The organism is Sphingomonas sp. R1 (assembly GCF_025960285.1).
Lineage (GTDB): Bacteria > Pseudomonadota > Alphaproteobacteria > Sphingomonadales > Sphingomonadaceae > Sphingomonas.
The window spans coordinates 1,736,690-1,755,372 of record NZ_CP110111.1; the positions used below are offsets into that span (position 1 = coordinate 1,736,690).

An 18,683-nucleotide genomic window follows, 5' to 3' on the forward strand; every position below is an offset into this window, starting at 1 on the left:
GGCTTAAGCCTTGGTTGCGCTCAGCTCTTGATCTTCCAGCCGCGCCGCAGCAGCGCGTAGCAGAACAGCCCGAGCACCACATCGAGCGACAGGATCACCAGACTGCCGACCAGGATCGGCGAATCGGCGACGCCCAGGAAGCCGTAGCGGAAGCCCGAGATGATGTAGAAGAACGGGTTGGCATGGCTGATCGCACGGAACACCGGCGACAGGTTCTCCACCGAGTAGAAGGTACCCGAGAGCAGGGCGAGCGGCGCGACGACGAAGTTGGTCACTGCCGCGGCGTGATCGAACTTCTCCGCCCAGATCGAGGTCAGCACCCCCATCAACGCAAGGAACAGCGAGCCGAGGAAGCCGAACCACAGGATGGCCCAGAAATGCGCGGGGAACACGTGCACGCCCCACAACGCCATCGCCAGCCACACCGTGCCGCCGACGCAGAAGGCGCGGGTCACCGAGCCCCCTGCCAGCGCCGCGAGCATTTCGCCGGTCGACAGCGGCGGCATCAGATAGTCGACGATCGTCCCCTGGATCTTGCCCACGAGCAGCGAGAAGCTGGCATTGGCGAAGGCGTTCTGCAGCATGCCCATCACGATCAGGCCGGGGGCGATGAAATCGGCGTAGTGAATCGGGACACCGTCCAGCGTCACGGTCCGCCCGCCGCCGCCCAGCGCGACCGTGAAGATCACCAGATACAGCAGGGTGGTGACCGCCGGTGCCCACACCGTCTGGAGCTGCACCTTGAAGAAACGGCGCACCTCCTTGATATAGAGGGTGCGCAAGCCTCCCCAGTTGACGTTGCGAATCACCGGAACGCCCGGCTCGGGAAGCTGTGAACCGATTTCGGGGTGGCTGCTCATGGCGCGATCGCGTACCCGCTGACGCCGCCGCCCGCAAGACGAAGGAACCGAAGTGAGCTGGACCGACGAGCGTATCGAAACGCTGAAGAAGATGTGGGACAGCGGCCTGACCGCCACCCAGATCGCCGAGGAACTGGGCGGCGTTTCGCGTAATGCGGTGATCGGCAAGGCCCACCGCCTCGGCCTGCCGTCGCGTCCTTCGCCGGTAAAGGCCAACGAGGCCAAGGCCGCGGCGGCCGCCGCCGCAGCCCCCGCCGCACCGGCCGAACCCAAGCCCGCACCGGCGCCCAAGCCCGCCCCGGCCCCCGCGGCGCCCCGCGTCCAGGCCGAGGCCCCCGCGCCGGCACCGCGCCCCGCCCCGCCCGCGCCCGCCGCGCCGGCACCCGTCCTCGAGGACGAGGAGGACGCCGAGCCGGCGGCACCTCGCGCACCGCAGCCGGTGCTGCGCTCGGTCGGCCCGGGCGGCTTCATCCGCCAGAACCCCGGCGAGCAGGCTCCGCCGATCGCCCCGGCCCCGCCGCGCCGCCTGGTCCCCGCCAAGCCCAGCGAGGCAATTGCGGGCAAGACCACGCTGCTCGATCTGAACGACAAGATCTGCAAGTGGCCGCTCGGCCATCCGGGCGAGCCGGACTTCCACTTCTGCGGCGAGAAGGTGAATCCGGGCTTCCCCTACTGCGTCGACCATTGCGGCCACGCCTATCAGGCGCAGCTGCCCCGTCGCGACCGCCGCCCGGCCCCGACGATGCCCTTCGGCGGCACACCCCGCCCGCGCTGAGCTGCGCGACACGCCATGCAAAAGGGGCTCGCACCACCGGTGCGGGCCCCTTTTTCCTGCAGCCAAGGGTGCGGGTCAGCGCGGCGCGAGCCGGTCGGCAAGGCCGGTGTTTCCCTGCGCCGCCGCCACGCTGGCCGCGGTCCGCCCGCTCGCATCCGCGATCGTCGGATCGGCGCCCGCGGCGAGCAGCAGGTCGACCTGCCCCGTCCGCCCGAACAGCGCCGCCATCATCAGCGCAGTCTGCCCCGCCTTGTTACGGGCATTGACGTCGCAGCCGGCCTTGACCAGCCGCGCGGCGATCGCATCGTCCCCCTTGAAGGCCACCCCCATCTGCGCGGTGTTGCCCTGGCCGCCATCGGCGAGGCACGGATCGGCGCCGGCGGCGATCAGCGCCTCCAGCGCCGCCGCCTGACCGTTATAGGCGGCGAGGATTGCGGGCGTGAAGCCACGGGCGTCACGGGCATTGGGGTCCGCCCCCAGCCGCACCAGCCCCGGCACCAGATCAGCCCGGCCGGCACGCGCAGCTTCGAACAGCAGCGCCTGGCGACGCTCGGGGGACGGCAGCTCGGCCGCCGTCTGGGCAGCGGCGATCGGCACGGGGGCGAGCGCGGCCCCAGCCAGCAGAAACAACAGGGTACGCATCGAAGAACTCCGATACCGGGCATGCCCGGGCCGATCGGTGCCGGCCCGGGCATGCTGCGGGACTTCAGTTGGCGGCCATCTGCTCGGCGTGCACCGCGCGATACTCGGCAACCGCCTTCTCCACCTCTGCCAGCGGCACGTTCACCGCCTTGGCGAGCCGGGTGCCATAGTCCTTGTCGGCCTGGTAGAAGTAGCTGACCATGATCGTCCGCGTGCGCGGCGACACGACCTTGCCCAGATCGCCCGAGAGGTTCTTGATCAGGTCCGCCTTCTCTGCCGCCGGCAGCGCACGATAGAAGACGCCCGCCTGGGCGAAGTTGCTGGTCTTGGCGATCGGCTTTGCGGCGACGGTCGCATCCACCGCATAGGGGGCGGCGCCCGCTTCGGCCGGCGTGGTCTTCGGCGCCAGCGCAGCGGGGAAATAGTTCACCCGCGAGGCACGGCCGGAGGCGTTGAGCTGGCCATCCTGGCTGTTGTTGATGACCGCGAACCGCGGCTTGTTGACCGGCAGCGCCAGCGCGTTGGCGCCGATCCGGTAGCGCTGGGTATCGGCATAGCTGAACAGCCGGCCCTGCAGCATGCGATCGGGCGACGCCTCGATGCCCGGCACCATGTTCGACGGCGCGAAGGCGGACTGCTCGGTCCACTCGAAGAAATTGTCCGGCACCTTGTTCAGCGTCATCTCGCCGATCTTGCGGAACGGCACGCCCAGCCACTCCTTGGTATCGTCGAACGGATTGTAGTCAAGCTTGGCGAAGTCCTCGGCGCGCATCACCTGCACCATCAGGTCCCAGCTCGGATAATTGCCCTTGGCGATCTCGGTGTAGAGATCATGGGTGTGATAATCGAAGGCCTGCGCGCCCGCCTGGGACGCGGTGAGGTTGTGGACGCCCTGGCGGCTGATCCAGCGGAACTTGGCGAACACCGTCTCGCCCTTGGCGTTGACCAGCTTGAAGGCATGGACGCCGTTACCGTCCATCGTGCGGTACGAGGCGGGGGTGCCCAGGTTCGAATAGAGCTGGGTGAGCATGTTGGTCGACTCGGGCGTTGCCGAGAAGAAGTCGAAGAACCGGTTCGGGTCCTGGCGATTGGTGGCCGGATCGGGCTTCAGCGAATGCACCATGTCCGGGAACTGCATCGCGTCGCGGATGAAGAAGATCGGCAGGTTGTTGCCCACCAGATCCCAATTGCCCTGATCGGTGTAGAACTTGGTGGCGAAACCGCGCGGATCGCGCAGCCATTCGGGGCTGTCCTTGCCATGGATCACGCTGGAGAAGCGCACGAACACAGGCGTTTCCTTGCCCGGCTGGAACAGCGAGGCCTTGGTGAGATCCGAAAGGTCCGCGGTCGCGCGGAACACGCCGTGCGCGCCGGTGCCGCGGGCATGGACGACGCGTTCGGGCGTGCGCTCGCGATCGAACCGGGCCAGCTTCTCGATGAGGTGCGAATCTTCGAGCAGCACCGGGCCGAGGTCACCCGCCGCCTTGGAATTGCGGTTGTCGCCCACCGGCGCCCCATTGTCGCGGGTCAGCACCGGCGCGGCGCCCGATTCCGCCTGGATGGGGGCATCTGCCTGGGCGCTGACCGGCGCCGCGCTGGTGGTCATGCGGCTGGACACCTGGGTCTCGGTCTGGGCGGCGGCCGCGGCAGGCATGAGGGCGCCGCCGAGCAACGCGGCCATCGCCGCGCCGCTTCGGGTGGAACGAAGCATGAGGAAACTCCCTTTTCTGGTCGGCGGCGGCGCGTCCGGCGCACCACATCACCTGTAGACATCTATGCAGGCGCGAGGATGCGAAGGGGAAACGCAAAGACGCGTTCACAGAAATCGAGCGGACCGCTCAGCAGGAGGAGTCGCCAGCTTGCACGCCGCGCCTCGCACCCCCTATACGTTCCGCATGTCCGAAGACCTCTTCGCAGCGCCCTCCGTCCCCTCCGGCACCTATGACGCCTCGTCGATCGAGGTTCTCGAGGGGCTCGAGCCGGTACGGCGCCGCCCGGGCATGTATATCGGCGGCACCGACGAACGTGCGCTCCACCATCTCGCCGCCGAGATCCTCGACAATGCGATGGACGAGGCGGTCGCCGGCCATGCCAACCGCATCGAGGTGACGCTCGCCGCGCCCAATCGCATTACCATCGTCGACAATGGCCGCGGCATGCCGGTCGACCCGCATCCGCGCTTCCCGGACAAGTCGGCGCTCGAGGTGATTCTCTCGATGCTCCACTCTGGCGGCAAATTCTCGGGCAAGGCCTATGCCACCTCGGGCGGCCTCCACGGCGTCGGCATCTCGGTGGTCAACGCGCTGTCGGTGGACACGGTGGTCGAGGTGGCGCGCGACAGGCAGCTCTACCGCCAGCGCTTCAGCCAGGGCCAGACGCTGGGGCCGCTGGAGAAGATCGGCGGCACGCCCAATCGCCGCGGCACCAGCGTCGCCTTCACGCCGGATCCCGAAATTTTCGGCGAGATGCTGTTCAAGCCGGCACGGCTGTACAAGCTCGCCCGTTCCAAGGCCTATCTGTTCGCGGGCGTAGAAATCCGCTGGAAGTGCGATCCGTCGCTGATCACCGACGATACGCCCGCCGAGGCGGTGTTCCAGTTCCCCGGCGGCCTCGCCGATCATCTGAAGGAACAGGTTGGCAAGCGCGAATGCGCCACCGCCGATTTCTTTGCCGGCACCCAGGAATTCCCAGACTCGCAGGGCCGCGTCGAATGGGCGGTCGCCTGGCCGCTGTGGAGCGACGGCAGCTATAGCTGGTACTGCAACACCATTCCGACCCCCGACGGCGGCACCCACGAACAGGGCCTGCGCCAGGCGCTGGTGCGGAGTCTCCGCAGCTTCGCCGATCTGGTGAACAACAAGAAGGCCAAGGACCTGAGCCCCGACGACGTGGTGACGGGCTCCGAGGTGATGCTGTCGGTTTTCATCCGCGAGCCCCAGTTCCAGAGCCAGACCAAGGATCGCCTGACCAGCCCCGAGGCGACCGCGCTCGTCGAAAAGGCGATCCGCGACCATTTTGACCATTTCCTCACCGACAACATGGAGCGCGGCAAGGCGCTGCTCGGTTATGTGCTGGAGCGGATGGACGATCGCCTGCGCCGCAAGCAGGAGCGCGAGGTCAAGCGCAAGTCGGCCACCTCGGGCCGCAAGCTCCGCCTGCCGGGCAAGCTGACCGACTGTTCGGCCGACAGCCCCGAGGGCACCGAGCTGTTCATCGTCGAGGGCGATTCGGCCGGCGGCTCGGCCAAGCAGGCGCGCGACCGCAAGACGCAGGCGATCCTGCCGATCCGCGGCAAGATCCTCAATGTCGCGAGTGCTACCTCGGCCAAGATCCTGGCCAACCAGGAAATCGCCGACCTGATCCAGGCGCTGGGCTGCGGCACCCGCAAGGATTGCGACGCCGCCCAGCTGCGCTACGAACGCATCATCATCATGACCGATGCCGATGTCGACGGCGCACACATCGCGACGCTGTTGATGACCTTCTTCTTCCAGGAAATGCCGGACCTGGTGCGCAAGGGGCATCTCTACCTCGCCCAGCCGCCGCTGTACCGCCTCACCGTGGGCTCCAAGAGCCTCTACGCCCGCGATGACGCGCACCGCATCGAGATCGAGAAGACGGCGTTCAAGGGCAAGAAGGTCGAGGTCAGCCGGTTCAAGGGCCTCGGCGAGATGAACCCCAACCAGCTCAAGGAAACCACCATGGACCCGGCGACGCGCGGCATGCTGCGCGTGACGCTGCCGCAGGAATATGAGGAGCGCGCGGGCGTCAAGGATCTGGTCGACCGGCTGATGGGCAACAATCCCGCCCATCGCTTCGCGTTCATCCAGGAAAATGCCGCGCGGCTCGACGGGGAAGTGATCGACGCCTGAGGCACCCGCGCGGCTTGCGCGCCGCCGGGCCACGTGTATCATCACCCTAACACGGGGGAGATGATGTCGATGCGTACTACTGCCATTCTTGCGCCGCTGCTCGCCTGCGCGACACCGTGCCTCGCCCAGACGGCCCCCACCGCGCCCGCGGCGGCACCGGTGCAGGCCGACAAGGCCTTCCGCGACCGCGTCAACCAGCTGCCCGATCTGCTGAACGGCAAGGGCGACTATGACGCGGCCTTTGCGGACGGCTTCCGCGCGCAGGTTTCCAAGGCGCAGTTCGACGCGGTCAGCAAGCAACTCCAGGCGAGCGCGGGCCCCTATTCGGATCTCCAGCGGCTGGAAGCGACGACGCCCTGGTCCGGCATCGTCACCGTGGAATATCGCGATGCGCTGGTCAGCATGCGCATCTCGGTCGATCCCGCGGGCGACCACCGCATCATCGGCCTGCTGGTGCAGGGCATGACCGCGCGCGAGACGACGCTCGATGCGGTTGAGGCGGCGCTCAAGGCATTGCACGGCCGCAGCGGCTATGCGCTGGCCCGGCTGGGCGACGGCGCACCGCAGCTGCTGCGCCAGCACCATGCCGACCATGCCTTCGCGATCGGCTCCGAATTCAAGCTGGTGATCCTTGCCGAGCTGATCCGCGCTACCAATGCCGGCGAGCGCCGCTGGGACGATCTCGTCACCTTCGACGGCAGCGCGTTGCCCGGCGGCGGCTATCGGGGCAAGCCGGCGGGCAGCAAGGCGTCGCTACGCGAACTTGCCACGCAGATGATCTCGATCAGCGACAACAGCGCCACCGATATCCTGCTCGCCACGCTCGGCCGCGAGAAGGTGGAGGCGATGCTGCCGGTGGTGGGCATCGCCGATCCGGCGCGCAACCGGCCGTTCCTCGGCACCGGCGAGGTGTTCAAGCTGAAGACGATCCCGGCGCTGCGCGATCGCTACCTCGCGGCCGACGAGACGGGCCGCCGCGCGCTGCTCGAGGGCGCGGTCGCCGCGACGCCGATCACGCAGGTCAACGGCGCGCTGTTCGCCGCCGGCAAGCCGCTGTCGATCGACACGCTCGAATGGTTCGAGACGCCCGCCGATTGCGTCCGGGTGATGGACTGGATTCGCCGCAATACCGAAGGCCCTGCGGGCAAGGATGCCCGCGCGGTCCTTTCCAAGAACCCCGGGATCCCGCCGCTGGCGGCCGGCAAGTGGCAGTTTGTCGGCTACAAGGGCGGGTCGGAGCCCGGCGTGATCGCAATGACACTGCTGCTCCAGGGCAAGGATGGCGGCTGGTACGTCCTCTCCGCCAGGTGGAACGATACCGCACAGGATGTCGAGCAGGGGCGCTTCGCCGGGCTGGTGGGCAAGGCGGCCGAACTGGCCGCCCCGCCTCAATAGGCGATCCGCACCGATCCCCGCACCGTGCGCGGCGCGCCAGGATAGACCCACAGGCTGCTGTACGAGCTCATCGCATAGCGCGCGTCGAACAGGTTGTCGGCCTCCAGCCGCACGCTCACGCGGCGCGAAAAGGCGTATTCGGCTGCCGCCTTAGCCTTCACATAGGCCGGGAGCCTGAGCCCGCTGCCGTCGATCGCACCGGTGCGATCGCCGACATAGGCAAGGCCGCCGCTCAGCGACGGCCCGCGTCCATCGCCATCGAGGAAGCGGCCGAGCAGGAAGACGGTGCCCGCATGGGTCGGCACGTCGAGCACCCGGTCGGTGGCGAAGCTGCGGTCGAGCGTGCGGGCATGCGTCCAGGCATAGTTGGCGACGAGCTGCCAGTGGCGGGTCAGCTTCGCGGATCCGTCCACCTCGATGCCGTGGCTCTTCAGGCGGCCCACCGGCGCGTTGAAATTCGGGTCGACCGGATCGTTGGTCAGAATGTTGCGCTTCTCGATGTCGAACCAGCTGACCGACACGTCCACCCCCGGCAGCCGCGCCGAGGCACCCAGCTCATAGCCCTTGCCCGTCTCCGGCGCGAAGCCGCTGCCGGTGCGGCCGGTGCCCGAGTTGAGCACAAAATTCTCGCCCCAGTTCGCGTGCAGCGCAAAGCGCGGATCGAGCCGGTATTGCGCCCCCACCCGGAAGGTGACCGGATCGTCCACCGCGCGGCCCACCGCGCCGGTGCGGTTGTTGGTGATACGCTGGCGGTAGGGATCGTAGCGCACCGCACCGCTCAGCGTCAGCCGGTCGGTCACCTGCCACAGATCCTGCACATAGAGCGTCGCCGCCCAGCGCTTCTCGCGATTGTCGGTGAAGGGCGCGAGCGGCAGCGCGGTGCCGCCATAGACGGGCGCGAACACGTCGATCGCATAGGGCGCCGCGGCGCTGGGGCTGCGGCGCAGCAGCAGCTCGTGATAGTCGAGCACATAGCCCTTCACGCCGAGGCTCAGTTGATGGCGGGCGATGTGGCCCGTCAGCTCCATGCGCGCCGAGACGTCGTCCACCGTATAGCCGCGCTGGCGACGCTGGCGCCACAGGCTGGTGCCCACCAGTCGCGACTGGTCCGCCGAAAAGCCGTTGAGCGATCCGGTGCGCCACGCCACGCCGCCGTTCAGCGCCCAGCCACCGCCAAGCGCGACCTCGCCGGTCAGCTGATGGCGCTCGTTGCGAAAGCGCGTCACGCCATTGGCCGGCTCGCCGAAAAAGCGGTTGCGCGGCAGCGCGTTTGCGTCGCCGGCGATGGCAGGCATGCCGCGGTCGAACGGCGTGTCGAACCGGGTGATCTCGCCGACATAGGTGAGCCTGACCCCATCCGACGGCCGCCAGGTGATCGAGGGTGCGATCGTCCGCCGCTTGAGCGTCACGAAATCGCGCCAGCCGTCGCTGTCCTCGATCGCGCCGGCCAGCCGCACCGCGAGCGTGGGCGTGAGCGGCTGGGTGAGATCCAGCTCGGCGCGCCGGGTGTTGAACGAACCATAGGTCAGAGTCGCGCTGCCGGTGGCGACGGTCCCGGGCGTCTTGCTGACCAGGTTCACCCGGCCGCCCGGGTCGGCATCGCCGAACAGCGCGCCCATCGGCCCTTTCAGCAGTTCGATCCGCTCGGTCGTGGCGGGATCACGCGGCGGCGCCATGCCGCGATTGGCAAGGAAGCCATCGACATAATATTCCGCGCCGCCGTCCGGCGTGCCGAGGAACCCGCGGATTGCAAAATTGTCCATCACGCCGCCGCGGTTGTTCTGATTGCTGACCCCGCTGATCAGCTCCAGCGCGTCGGACAGGCGATAGCTGCCGGCGGCAGTGAGCAGGTCCCGCTCCAGTGCCCGGCTCGATTGCGACATGCGCTCGGTCGCGGGATCGGCGGAAAGCGTGCGGTCGGTCTTGCGTGCCGCGGTGCCGAGTACGACGATTTCCTGACCGGCCGCATCGGTGTCGGTATCCCGCGTATCGGCGGCAGCGGGAGATATCGTGCCCAGCGAAAGCAAGGCGGCCGTGGCGAGTGTCACGCGCAAAATGGGTTGCCCTTTGTGTGATGTTGTATCATTGCGCTGCAATATGACGCAGACATTGTCAACCGGTGACAGCCCCTCGCCCCGCCCCCGCATCCGATCCATCGACGCGCTGCGCGGGCTGGTGATGCTGCTGATGCTGGTCGATCACACCCGCGAATCCTTCTATTCGACGGTGCCGGTGCCCGATCCGCTGGGGGTGGAGACGCCCACCGCGCTGTTCGTCACCCGGCTGACCGCGCATTTCTGCGCGCCGGTGTTCGTGCTGCTCACCGGGCTCGGCGCCTGGCTCTATGCCGAGAAGCGCGGCGGGCCGGCGGCGGCATCGGACTTTCTGTGGAAGCGCGGGCTGTTCCTGGTGGTGCTGGAGCTGACGCTGGTCAACATCGCCTGGGGCTTCGATCTCACCCCGCCGATGCTCTACCTACAGGTGATCTGGGTGATCGGCCTTGCCATGCTGGCGCTGGCGCTGCTGGTGCACCTGCCCCGTCCGGCGCTGGTCGCGCTGGGGCTGGCGATCGTGCTGGGGCACAATCTGCTCGACGGCGTGCATGTGACCAGCGAACCGGGCCATGCCCTCTGGGCCGTGCTGCACGAGCGCACCATCTTCGATCTGCCCTGGGGCCAGCGCCTGCGGATCAGCTATCCGCTGCTGCCCTGGATCGGCGTGATCGCGCTCGGCTATGCGCTGGGGCCGTGGTTCGCCGCCACGATGGATGGGGCCAAGCGGCGACGGTGGCTGGTGCGGCTCGGCCTGGCTGCGTTAACGCTGTTCGTGCTGCTGCGCGCGACCAATTTCTATGGCGATCTTCACCCCTGGCGGGCGGGCGGCGATGCGCTCGGCACCGCGCTCCAGTTCGTCAACCTCACCAAATATCCGCCATCGGCGGATTTCGTGCTGGCGACGCTGGGCGTGGGGCTGATCGTGCTCGCCGCGTTCGAACGGTTGCCGGATCGCGCCGCGACGTTTCTGGCGGTGCTCGGCGGCGCGCCGCTATTCTTCTATCTGCTCCACCTCTATCTGCTGAACGGGCTGAACCAGCTGTGCCGTCTGCTGCTGGGCGTGGCGGGTCCGGTCAACGTGCCGAACGTCGCCGCACTATGGCTGCTGGCGGCCGGGATCGCGGTGCCCTGCTGGTTCGCCACCCGTGCCTTCGGCCGGATCAAGCGGCGGAGCAGCGCATGGTGGATGCGCTATCTATAGCTCGCCACGCATCCGCCGCTGGTGGTATTTCACCCGCACGGTAATGCCCAGCACCATCAGGAAGAAGGCGAGGCCGAGCACCGCCGCGGGCACCGCCACCGGCATCGGCAGCACCTTCGCCCGGAGCGCCGCGAGCAGCGCGCCCAGCACCGCCAGCCATACCGCGCCCATCCGCAGCGGCCGCGCGATCTGCTTCAGCTCGGCCTTATAGGCGGCGCGCTCGGCGGGATCGTTCAGGTTCGGCGGGGTCGGCATGTCCAGTCTTCCTTCAGCAGCCCGTAGAGCGTGGTGTCGCGGATGCCGATATGGGTCTCCCATTCGGCCCGCAGCACGCCTTCCAGCCGGAAGCCCAGCCGCTCGAGCAGCCGGCGCGAATACACATTGTCCGGGTCCGTGTCCGCAAAAACCCGCCGCTGGCCTTCGACGAGGAACAGGTGCTCGATCACGGTGGCGATCGCCTCCTCGGCCAGCCCCTGCCCCCAGTGCGACCGGGCGAGGAGATAGCCGATCTCGCTGACCTTCGCCCGCCGCTCGCCCACCGCGACATAGCCGATCGCGGCGTCTTCGGTGGCGGGCAGGATCGCCCAGACCCGCCAGGCGGGATCGCCGCGGCCGAAGCTGGCGCGGGTCTGGTCGATCGTCTCGTGCGGCGGATGGCTCCACCATCGCATCAGCGCGGGATCGGCCAAGCTGGGGAACAGCGCCTCGGCATCCTCCACGCCGCGGGGCCGCAGCCGCAGCCTTGGGCTCGTCAGGGTCGGGGTGCCCCGCGCGGCACCCTCGCGCTCAGCGATTGCCACCGATCAGATCACCCAGCCCGCCCAGCACCGAACCCTCGCCGCGATTATGCCCGCCGCCCATGCCGGCCGCCATCATCCGGCCCGCCAGCCGGGCGAAGGGCAGCGACTGGATCCACACCTTGCCCGGACCGCGCAGCCGGGCGAAGAACACGCCCTCGCCGCCGAACAACATGCTGCGCACCCCGCCTACCGAGACCAGGTCGAAATCGACCGAGGGAGTCAGCGCCGCCAGGCAGCCGGTGTCGACGTGCAGCTCCTCACCCGGCGCAAGCTCACGCTCGACGATCGCGCCACCCATCTGGACGAACACCCAGCCATCGCCGTCCAGCCGCTGCATGATGAAGCCTTCGCCGCCGAACAGCCCGGTCATCACCCGGCGCTGAAAGGCGATGCCCATCTGGACGCCCTTGGCGGCGGCGAGAAACGAGTCTTTCTGGCAGATCAGCGTGCCGCCGATATCGGCGAGGCGCAGCGGCACGATGGCGCCGGGCGTCGGCGAGGCGAAGGCGACGCGCGCCTTGCCGCTGCCCTGGTGGGTGAACACGGTGGTGAACAGCCCCTCGCCCGTCACCAGCCTTTTGCCGGCGCCGAGCAGCTTGTCCATGAAGCCGCCGCCGGCATTGCTGCCGTCGCCGAACACGGTCTGCATCGTGATCGGTGCATCCTTCCAGACCATCGCGCCGGCTTCCGCCACCGCGCTCTCGCCAGGATCGAGCTCGATCTCGACGAACTGGAGTTCCTGGCCCTTGATCTCGAAATCGATATCGTCGGCATAGCCGTCGCGGCGCGTGTGCGACCAGGGGCTCATCGGCGGCATTCGTCTCTCCTGTATGTGGTGCAGCGGCGTACTACACCAAAGGCCAACGGTCGGAAATCCTCCCGACACACCAGTCGTAATTCCCGCGAAGGCGGGAATCCATTTGCCAGGATGGCAGGGATGGCGCCGCAGCGCTCCCATCAATGGATCCCCGCCTTCGCGGGGATGACGGTGGGTTGGGTGGGTTGGCCTCCCCATCGCCCGGGGTGACAGGCGGGGTGCGCTGTGCCATTGCGCAATTTAATTACAACAGATGAGTCGGCGTGCAGCCGGCCCGCAGGAGAGTAGCATGCGTGTGATCGACCATGTGATCGCAGGAGCGGCAGGCGCAGGCAGCAGCCGCCGCTCGGACGTTTTCGACCCCAATAGCGGCGCGGTGCAGGCGCAGGTCACGCTCGGCACCGCCGCCGATCTCGATCGTGCGATCGCCGCGGCGCAGGCCGCCCAGCCCGGCTGGGCTGCGACCAATCCGCAGCGCCGCGCCCGCGTGATGTTCCGCTTCAAGGAATTGGTCGAGGCGAACATGGAGGCACTCGCCCACATGCTGTCGTCCGAGCATGGCAAGGTGATCGCCGATTCGAAGGGCGACATCCAGCGCGGGCTCGAGGTGATCGAGTTCGCCTGCGGCATCCCCCACGCGCTCAAGGGCGAGTATACGCAAGGGGCCGGCCCCGGCATCGACGTCTATTCGATGCGGATGCCGCTCGGCATCGGCGCAGGCATCACGCCGTTCAACTTTCCCGCAATGATCCCGATGTGGATGTTTGGGGTAGCGATCGCCTGCGGCAACGCCTTCATTCTCAAGCCGTCCGAGCGCGACCCCTCGGTCCCCGTCCGCCTCGCCGAGCTGATGCTCGAGGCGGGCGCTCCCGCCGGAATTCTCCAGGTGGTGCAGGGCGACAAGGAGATGGTCGACGCGATCCTCGACCATCCCGCGATCGGCGCGGTGAGCTTCGTCGGCTCGTCGGACATCGCGCATTACGTCTACCAACGCGGCGTGGCAGCAGGAAAGCGCGTCCAGGCGATGGGGGGCGCCAAGAACCACGGCATCGTCATGCCCGATGCCGATCTCGACCAGGTCGTGGCCGACCTCTCCGGCGCCGCGTTCGGTTCGGCCGGCGAGCGCTGCATGGCGCTGCCGGTGGTGGTGCCGGTTGGCGACAAGACCGCGGATGCGCTGCGCGAAAAGCTGATCCCGGCGATCGAGGCGCTGCGCGTGGGTGTCTCCACCGATGCCGAGGCGCAGTACGGTCCGGTGGTCAACGCCGCGCACAAGGCCCGCGTCGAGAGCTGGATCCAGACCGGCGTCGACGAAGGCGCCGAGCTGGTGATCGACGGCCGCGGCTTCCAGCTGCAGGGCCACGAGCAGGGCTTCTTCATCGGCCCGTCGCTGTTCGACCGCGTGACGCCGGCGATGAAAAGCTATCAGGAGGAGATCTTCGGCCCGGTCCTCCAGATCGTCCGCGCCCCCGATTTCGAGACCGCGCTGCGCCTGCCGAGCGAGCACCAGTATGGCAACGGCGTCGCGATCTTCACCCGCAACGGCCATGCCGCGCGCGAATTCGCCGCGCGGGTGAATGTCGGCATGGTCGGCATCAACGTGCCGATCCCGGTTCCGGTGGCGTATCACAGCTTCGGCGGCTGGAAGCGCTCGGCGTTCGGCGACGTCAACCAGCACGGCATGGAAGGCGTCCGCTTCTGGACCAAGGTGAAGACCGTCACCCAGCGCTGGCCCGACGGCGCGCCGGATGGCAGCAACGCCTTTGTCATTCCGACGATGGGGTAAGGATCTATGACGATCTCGTCGCTGATTGCGCTGGCCGCACTCTTCATACCGGGGAGCGTGTACGCTGACGGTGATAGAGTGTTCGAAGGACCGCAGCGATATTGCGGATTGCGGTTCGCGATCGACTTGCAGGCAGGGGAGCGGATCCGCCTGCGATATGGGCCGGACTACTTGCTGGAAGGGCTCGAAAGTCCGTCGGGTGGATTTGGCCTCTACGAAGGATTCGCACCACAGGATGGCCGTAGAACCGATAAGGTAGAAGCCGGTCTTAATAGGCCTACGTACCGCGTCGGCAGCCAGTCCGAAGGCTATGGCTACGTGGTTTGGACGGGCGACAATGCCCGCGAGTTCTACACGCATGTTTGGGGCCAAGTCTTCAAGGGTACGGCGGAAGACTATCCGCTGCTCCGCCGCCTCCAGTTCGGAGGTGCTGCCAAGCGCGGCTGTGCAAAACCTTCAGTTGAGCAACAATCATGACCCACCAGTTCGACCTCACCGACGACCAGCGCCAGATCCAGGAGATGGCGCAGAAGTTCACCGCCGATGCGATCACCCCGCACGCGGCCGAATGGGACGAGAAGCACATCTTCCCCCGCGAAACGATCAAGGCGGCCGCCGAGCTCGGCTTCGCGGCGATCTATGTCTCGGAGGAATCGGGCGGCATCGGCCTCGGCCGGCTGGAGTCCGCGTTGATCTTCGAGGCGATGGCCTATGGCTGCCCCTCGACCAGCGCGTTCATCTCGATCCACAACATGGCCGCCTGGATGATCGACCGCTTCGGCGCGCCGGCCGTGAAGGACAAGTACCTCCCCAGCCTCGTCACCATGGACCGGCTGGCCAGCTATTGCCTCACCGAACCGGGCTCGGGTTCGGACGCGGCCGCGCTCAAGACCCGCGCGGTCCGCGACGGTGATCACTATGTCGTCAACGGCTCGAAGCAGTTCATCTCGGGCGGCGGCGAGAACGATCTCTACCTCACCATGGTCCGCACCGGCGAGGACGGCCCCAAGGGCATTTCCTGCCTCGCGATCGAGAAGGACATGCCCGGCGTCAGCTTCGGCGCGCAGGAGCGCAAGCTCGGCTGGCACAGCCAGCCCACCGCACAGGTGATCCTCGACAATGTCCGCGTGCCGGTGGAGAATCTGATCGGTGCCGAGGGCGAGGGCTTCCGCATCGCGATGATGGGGCTGGACGGCGGCCGGCTCAATATCGGCGCGTGCTCGCTGGGCGGCGCGCAGCGCTGCCTCGACGAGGCGGTGCGCTATACCCGGGAGCGCAAGCAGTTCGGCAAGGCGATCGCCGACTTCCAGAACACCCAGTTCACCCTCGCCGACATGGCGACCGAGCTGGAGGCGGCGCGCGCGCTGCTCTATCTCGCCGCCGCGAAGGTGACCGCCGGCACGCCCGACAAGACCCGCTTCGCCGCGATGGCCAAGCGCCTCGCGACCGACACCGGCTCCTCGGTGGTCGATCGCGCGCTGCAGCTGCATGGCGGCTATGGCTATCTGATGGACTATCCGATCGAGCGCTTCTGGCGGGATCTCCGCGTGCATTCGATCCTCGAGGGCACCAACCAGGTGATGCGGATGATCGTCGGCCGGGAGCTGGTGCGCGAATGAGCGACGTCCTGACGCAGATCGAAGGCCCCGTAGCGCGCCTCCGTCTCAACCGGCCCAAGGCATTGCACGCGCTCAACACCGCCATGTGCCAGGCGATGCTCGACGCACTGGATGCGTGGGAAGGCGATAACGCCGTCCACATCGTGCTGCTCGACCATGCCGAGGGTCGCGGCTTCTGCGCCGGCGGCGATATTCGGATGATCGCGGACAGCGGCGCACGCGACGGCGCCGAAGCCGCCGACTTTTTCCGCCTGGAATATCGGCTCAACCACCGGTTGTTCACCTATCCCAAGCCGATCGTGGCCTTTGTTGACGGCGTGGTGATGGGCGGCGGAGTCGGCATCTCGCAGCCGGCGCGGTACCGGGTGGCGACCGAGAACACCAAGTTCGCCATGCCCGAGACCGGCATCGGCCTGTTCCCGGACGTGGGTGGCGGCTGGTATCTCTCGCGCCTGCCGGGGCGGATGGGCGAGTATCTTGCGCTCACCGGCCACCGTCTCGACGGCGCCGAGTGCCTCGCCCTTGGTCTCGCCACCCATTACCTCCCCGCGGAGGCGCTGGAGTCGGCCAAGGCGCAGATCGCCGCTGCGCCCGACAAGGCACTGGCCATCCTGAACGACCTGTCCATCGCGCCGCCGATCGCGAAGATCCTCGCGCATTATGCCGATATCGACCGGCTGTTCGCGGGCGACAGCGTCGAAGATATCCTCGCTGCGCTCGAGGCGGAGGGCACCGACTGGGCGATGACGACGCTCGCCACGCTGCGCACCAAGTCGCCCCAGGCCTGCAAGGTGTCGCTCCGCATCGTCCGTGAGGGTCGCGACATGCCCGATTTCGCGGCCGAGATGGTGCAGGAATATGCCGTCGCCACCCGCGTCTGCCGGCTGCCCGATTTCGCCGAGGGCGTCCGCGCCGTGATCCTCGACAAGGACAATGCCCCGCGCTGGTCGCCTGCTACCCCGCAAGCGGTGGACAGCGCCGCGATCGACGCCATCTTCGCGCCGTTGCCGACAGACTCGGCCTGGCAGCCCTGAACGGAGAAGCCCATGTCTTCCTATGAAACCCTGCTCGTCGAACAGCGCGGCGCGGTCACGCTTATCACGCTCAACCGTCCCAAGGCATTGAACGCGCTCAACAGTCAGGTGCTGACCGAGCTGCTCGACGTGATGCGCGCCTTCGATGCCGATCCGTCACAGGGCTGCGCGGTGCTCACCGGCAGCGAAAAGGCCTTCGCCGCCGGCGCCGACATCAAGGAGATGCAGGCACAAGGCTTTGCCGACATGTACGGCCATGACTTCTTCGCCGGCTGGGACGCCTTCACCCGCACCCGCAAGCCGATCATTGCCGCCGTGTCGGGCTATGCGCTGGGCGGCGGCTGCGAAGTGGCGATGATGTGCGACTTCATCCTCGCCGCGGACACCGCCAAGTTCGGCCAGCCCGAGATCAAGCTGGGCGTCTCGCCCGGCATGGGTGGCTCGCAGCGGCTGACCCGGGCGGTGGGCAAGGCCAAGGCGATGGAGATGTGCCTCACCGGCCGGATGATGGACGCCGCCGAAGCCGAGCGCGCGGGCCTCGTCAGCCGTATCCTGCCCGCCGCCGAGCTGGTGGAAGAAGCGGTGCAGACCGCCGCCACGATCGCCGCGATGCCGCCGCTGGCGGTCAAGGCCAACAAGGAGATGGTCAACGTCGCCTTCGAGACGACGCTCGCTCAGGGCGTCCAGTTCGAGCGCCGCCTGTTCCACGCGCTGTTCGGCACCGAGGACCAGAAGGAAGGCATGACCGCCTTCGTCGAGAAGCGTCCGGGGAACTGGACCGGGCGTTGAGGTACTCGGAGGGGGAATCCCCTCCTCCTTCGTCATCCCGGCGAAAGCCGGGATCCATTGCCCTCAACGCTCCAGCTCCTGCCCCAGCGGAGTGGCGAATGGATCCCGGCTTCCGCCGGGGTGACGGAAGTAAGCGTCAGGACTTGAGAGGAAGCAAATGGCACGCGTAGCATTTATCGGCCTGGGCAATATGGGCGGCGGCATGGCGGCGAACCTCGCCAAGGCCGGTCACGACGTCCGCGCCTTCGACCTGTCCGCAGAGGCGCTGGAGCGCGCGAAGAAGGCCGGCTGCCTGCCCGCCGCCAACGCAGCCGAAGCGATTGCCGGCGCCGAGGCGATCATCACCATGCTGCCCGCCGGGCGCCATGTGGAGGCGCTCTACACCGAGACCCTGCTCGACCATGCCGAGGCGGGCGCGATCCTGATCGACTGCTCGACGATCGACGTCGACACCGCCCGCCGCGTCGCCGAGGCGGCAACCCAGCGCGGGCTGCTCGCGGTCGACGCGCCGGTCTCCGGCGGGATCGCCGCGGCCAATGGCGGCACGCTCACCTTCATGGTCGGCGGCAGCGTCGCGGCGTTCGAGCGGGCCGAGCCTTATCTCGCCGCCATGGGCAAAGCGGTGATCCATGCCGGTGTCGGCGGCGCAGGCCAGGCGGCGAAGATCTGCAACAACATGATCCTCGGCGCGACAATGGTCGCGACCTGCGAGGCCTTCGCACTCGCCGAGAAGCTGGGCCTCGACCAGCAGCGCTTCTTCGACATCGCCTCGGTCTCGTCGGGCCAGAGCTGGTCGATGACGAGCTATTGCCCGGTCCCCGGCGTCGGCCCCGAGACACCGGCGGACCGCGACTATCAGGGCGGGTTCGCCGCCCCCCTGATGCTCAAGGACCTCAAGCTGGCGCTCGAAGCCGCAGCGAGCGTCGGCGCGCATGTGCCGATGGGCGAGCGTGCCGAACAGCTCTATGCGGCGTTCGTCGCGGGCGAGGGTGCGGGGCTGGACTTTTCGGGGATCATCAAGACCCTGCGCTGAGCAGGG

17 protein-coding genes are annotated in these 18,683 nt (G+C 67.9%); 10 read left to right on the forward strand and 7 right to left on the reverse strand.

The window, feature by feature from the left end; genetic code table 11:
* Positions 1–20: 20 nt before the first annotated feature.
* Positions 21–860 (reverse strand): ABC transporter permease, encoded by an 840-nt coding sequence (locus OIM94_RS08440; RefSeq protein ID WP_264609616.1) that lies wholly within the window; start codon positions 858–860, stop codon positions 21–23.
* A 52-nt stretch (positions 861–912) separates the two neighbouring features.
* Here OIM94_RS08440 and OIM94_RS08445 point away from each other — a divergent pair, with 52 nt between their 5' ends.
* A complete protein-coding gene (locus OIM94_RS08445; RefSeq protein WP_264609617.1) occupies positions 913–1,635 on the forward strand; it encodes a GcrA family cell cycle regulator in 723 nt (240 codons plus the stop codon).
* Positions 1,636–1,710: 75 nt separating this feature from the next.
* Here the strand turns inward: OIM94_RS08445 and OIM94_RS08450 are convergent, their stop codons facing one another.
* Positions 1,711–2,277, reverse strand: coding sequence for an ankyrin repeat domain-containing protein (locus tag OIM94_RS08450; RefSeq protein WP_264609618.1), 567 nt, complete (start codon positions 2,275–2,277; stop codon positions 1,711–1,713).
* A 64-nt stretch (positions 2,278–2,341) separates the two neighbouring features.
* Entirely contained in the window at positions 2,342–3,988 is a 1,647-nt protein-coding gene (locus OIM94_RS08455; RefSeq protein WP_264609619.1) for a catalase, read from the reverse strand.
* 184 nt (positions 3,989–4,172) lie between these two features.
* On the opposite strand from OIM94_RS08455, the gene parE reads away from it, so the two are divergent.
* Together parE and OIM94_RS08465 are read left to right on the forward strand one after the other, a co-directional pair.
* Positions 4,173–6,149, forward strand: coding sequence for a DNA topoisomerase IV subunit B (gene parE, locus OIM94_RS08460; protein WP_264609620.1), 1,977 nt, complete (start codon positions 4,173–4,175; stop codon positions 6,147–6,149).
* 69 nt (positions 6,150–6,218) lie between these two features.
* Positions 6,219–7,544: a class A beta-lactamase-related serine hydrolase gene (locus tag OIM94_RS08465; protein ID WP_264609621.1), complete on the forward strand. Its 1,326-nt coding sequence runs from the start codon at positions 6,219–6,221 to the stop codon at positions 7,542–7,544.
* Here OIM94_RS08465 and OIM94_RS08470 read toward each other — a convergent pair.
* A complete protein-coding gene (locus tag OIM94_RS08470) occupies positions 7,538–9,592 on the reverse strand; it encodes a TonB-dependent siderophore receptor (RefSeq protein ID WP_264609622.1) in 2,055 nt (684 codons plus the stop codon). The genes OIM94_RS08465 and OIM94_RS08470 overlap by 7 nt on opposite strands.
* Positions 9,593–9,641: 49 nt before the next feature.
* On the opposite strand from OIM94_RS08470, the gene OIM94_RS08475 reads away from it, so the two are divergent.
* On the forward strand, positions 9,642–10,799 hold the full coding sequence (locus OIM94_RS08475; protein WP_264609623.1) for a DUF1624 domain-containing protein: 1,158 nt from the start codon (positions 9,642–9,644) through the stop codon (positions 10,797–10,799).
* On the opposite strand, the gene OIM94_RS08480 is transcribed toward OIM94_RS08475, so the two are convergent.
* From OIM94_RS08480 to OIM94_RS08490, 3 genes are read right to left on the reverse strand one after another with little or no spacing between them, the layout of a single operon-like run.
* The gene (locus tag OIM94_RS08480; RefSeq protein WP_264609624.1) at positions 10,794–11,054 is read right to left on the reverse strand and encodes a hypothetical protein; all 261 of its coding nucleotides are present in this window, start codon (positions 11,052–11,054) and stop codon (positions 10,794–10,796) included. The genes OIM94_RS08475 and OIM94_RS08480 overlap by 6 nt on opposite strands.
* A complete protein-coding gene (locus OIM94_RS08485; RefSeq protein ID WP_264609625.1) occupies positions 11,033–11,599 on the reverse strand; it encodes a GNAT family N-acetyltransferase in 567 nt (188 codons plus the stop codon). The genes OIM94_RS08480 and OIM94_RS08485 overlap by 22 nt, the downstream gene beginning before the upstream one ends.
* Positions 11,586–12,416 (reverse strand): TIGR00266 family protein, encoded by an 831-nt coding sequence (locus tag OIM94_RS08490; protein WP_264609626.1) that lies wholly within the window; start codon positions 12,414–12,416, stop codon positions 11,586–11,588. The genes OIM94_RS08485 and OIM94_RS08490 overlap by 14 nt, the downstream gene beginning before the upstream one ends.
* 289 nt (positions 12,417–12,705) lie before the next feature.
* Between OIM94_RS08490 and OIM94_RS08495 the strand changes: the two genes are divergently transcribed.
* The 6 genes from OIM94_RS08495 to mmsB all read left to right on the forward strand — a co-directional run bounded on the left by OIM94_RS08495 (position 12,706) and on the right by mmsB (position 18,677).
* Complete coding sequence (locus OIM94_RS08495) at positions 12,706–14,202, forward strand: CoA-acylating methylmalonate-semialdehyde dehydrogenase (protein ID WP_264609627.1); 1,497 nt, start codon at positions 12,706–12,708, stop codon at positions 14,200–14,202.
* Positions 14,203–14,208: 6 nt separating this feature from the next.
* Positions 14,209–14,679 (forward strand): hypothetical protein, encoded by a 471-nt coding sequence (locus tag OIM94_RS08500; protein ID WP_264609628.1) that lies wholly within the window; start codon positions 14,209–14,211, stop codon positions 14,677–14,679.
* Positions 14,676–15,821, forward strand: a complete 1,146-nt coding sequence (locus OIM94_RS08505; RefSeq protein WP_264609629.1) for an acyl-CoA dehydrogenase family protein — start codon at positions 14,676–14,678, stop codon at positions 15,819–15,821. The genes OIM94_RS08500 and OIM94_RS08505 overlap by 4 nt, the downstream gene beginning before the upstream one ends.
* Positions 15,818–16,855, forward strand: a complete 1,038-nt coding sequence (locus tag OIM94_RS08510; protein ID WP_264609630.1) for an enoyl-CoA hydratase/isomerase family protein — start codon at positions 15,818–15,820, stop codon at positions 16,853–16,855. Before OIM94_RS08505 ends, OIM94_RS08510 begins: the two co-directional genes overlap by 4 nt.
* Before the next feature lie 12 nt (positions 16,856–16,867).
* Positions 16,868–17,644 (forward strand): enoyl-CoA hydratase, encoded by a 777-nt coding sequence (locus OIM94_RS08515; protein WP_264609631.1) that lies wholly within the window; start codon positions 16,868–16,870, stop codon positions 17,642–17,644.
* Between the two features lie 157 nt (positions 17,645–17,801).
* Complete coding sequence (mmsB, locus tag OIM94_RS08520) at positions 17,802–18,677, forward strand: 3-hydroxyisobutyrate dehydrogenase (protein WP_264609632.1); 876 nt, start codon at positions 17,802–17,804, stop codon at positions 18,675–18,677.
* Positions 18,678–18,683 lie beyond the last annotated feature (6 nt).

What these genes read in the sequence shown, in the direction of transcription:
- OIM94_RS08440 (WP_264609616.1), bottom strand. Translation starts at nt 860, where the DNA reads ATGAGCAGCCACCCCGAAATCGGTTCACAGCTTCCCGAGCCGGGCGTT.
- OIM94_RS08450 (WP_264609618.1), bottom strand. Translation starts at nt 2,277, where the DNA reads ATGCGTACCCTGTTGTTTCTGCTGGCTGGGGCCGCGCTCGCCCCCGTG.
- OIM94_RS08455 (WP_264609619.1), bottom strand. Translation starts at nt 3,988, where the DNA reads ATGCTTCGTTCCACCCGAAGCGGCGCGGCGATGGCCGCGTTGCTCGGC.
- parE (WP_264609620.1), top strand. Translation starts at nt 4,173, where the DNA reads ATGTCCGAAGACCTCTTCGCAGCGCCCTCCGTCCCCTCCGGCACCTAT.
- OIM94_RS08465 (WP_264609621.1), top strand. Translation starts at nt 6,219, where the DNA reads ATGCGTACTACTGCCATTCTTGCGCCGCTGCTCGCCTGCGCGACACCG.
- OIM94_RS08475 (WP_264609623.1), top strand. Translation starts at nt 9,642, where the DNA reads ATGACGCAGACATTGTCAACCGGTGACAGCCCCTCGCCCCGCCCCCGC.
- OIM94_RS08480 (WP_264609624.1), bottom strand. Translation starts at nt 11,054, where the DNA reads ATGCCGACCCCGCCGAACCTGAACGATCCCGCCGAGCGCGCCGCCTAT.
- OIM94_RS08490 (WP_264609626.1), bottom strand. Translation starts at nt 12,416, where the DNA reads ATGCCGCCGATGAGCCCCTGGTCGCACACGCGCCGCGACGGCTATGCC.
- OIM94_RS08495 (WP_264609627.1), top strand. Translation starts at nt 12,706, where the DNA reads ATGCGTGTGATCGACCATGTGATCGCAGGAGCGGCAGGCGCAGGCAGC.
- OIM94_RS08500 (WP_264609628.1), top strand. Translation starts at nt 14,209, where the DNA reads ATGACGATCTCGTCGCTGATTGCGCTGGCCGCACTCTTCATACCGGGG.
- OIM94_RS08505 (WP_264609629.1), top strand. Translation starts at nt 14,676, where the DNA reads ATGACCCACCAGTTCGACCTCACCGACGACCAGCGCCAGATCCAGGAG.
- OIM94_RS08510 (WP_264609630.1), top strand. Translation starts at nt 15,818, where the DNA reads ATGAGCGACGTCCTGACGCAGATCGAAGGCCCCGTAGCGCGCCTCCGT.
- OIM94_RS08515 (WP_264609631.1), top strand. Translation starts at nt 16,868, where the DNA reads ATGTCTTCCTATGAAACCCTGCTCGTCGAACAGCGCGGCGCGGTCACG.
- mmsB (WP_264609632.1), top strand. Translation starts at nt 17,802, where the DNA reads ATGGCACGCGTAGCATTTATCGGCCTGGGCAATATGGGCGGCGGCATG.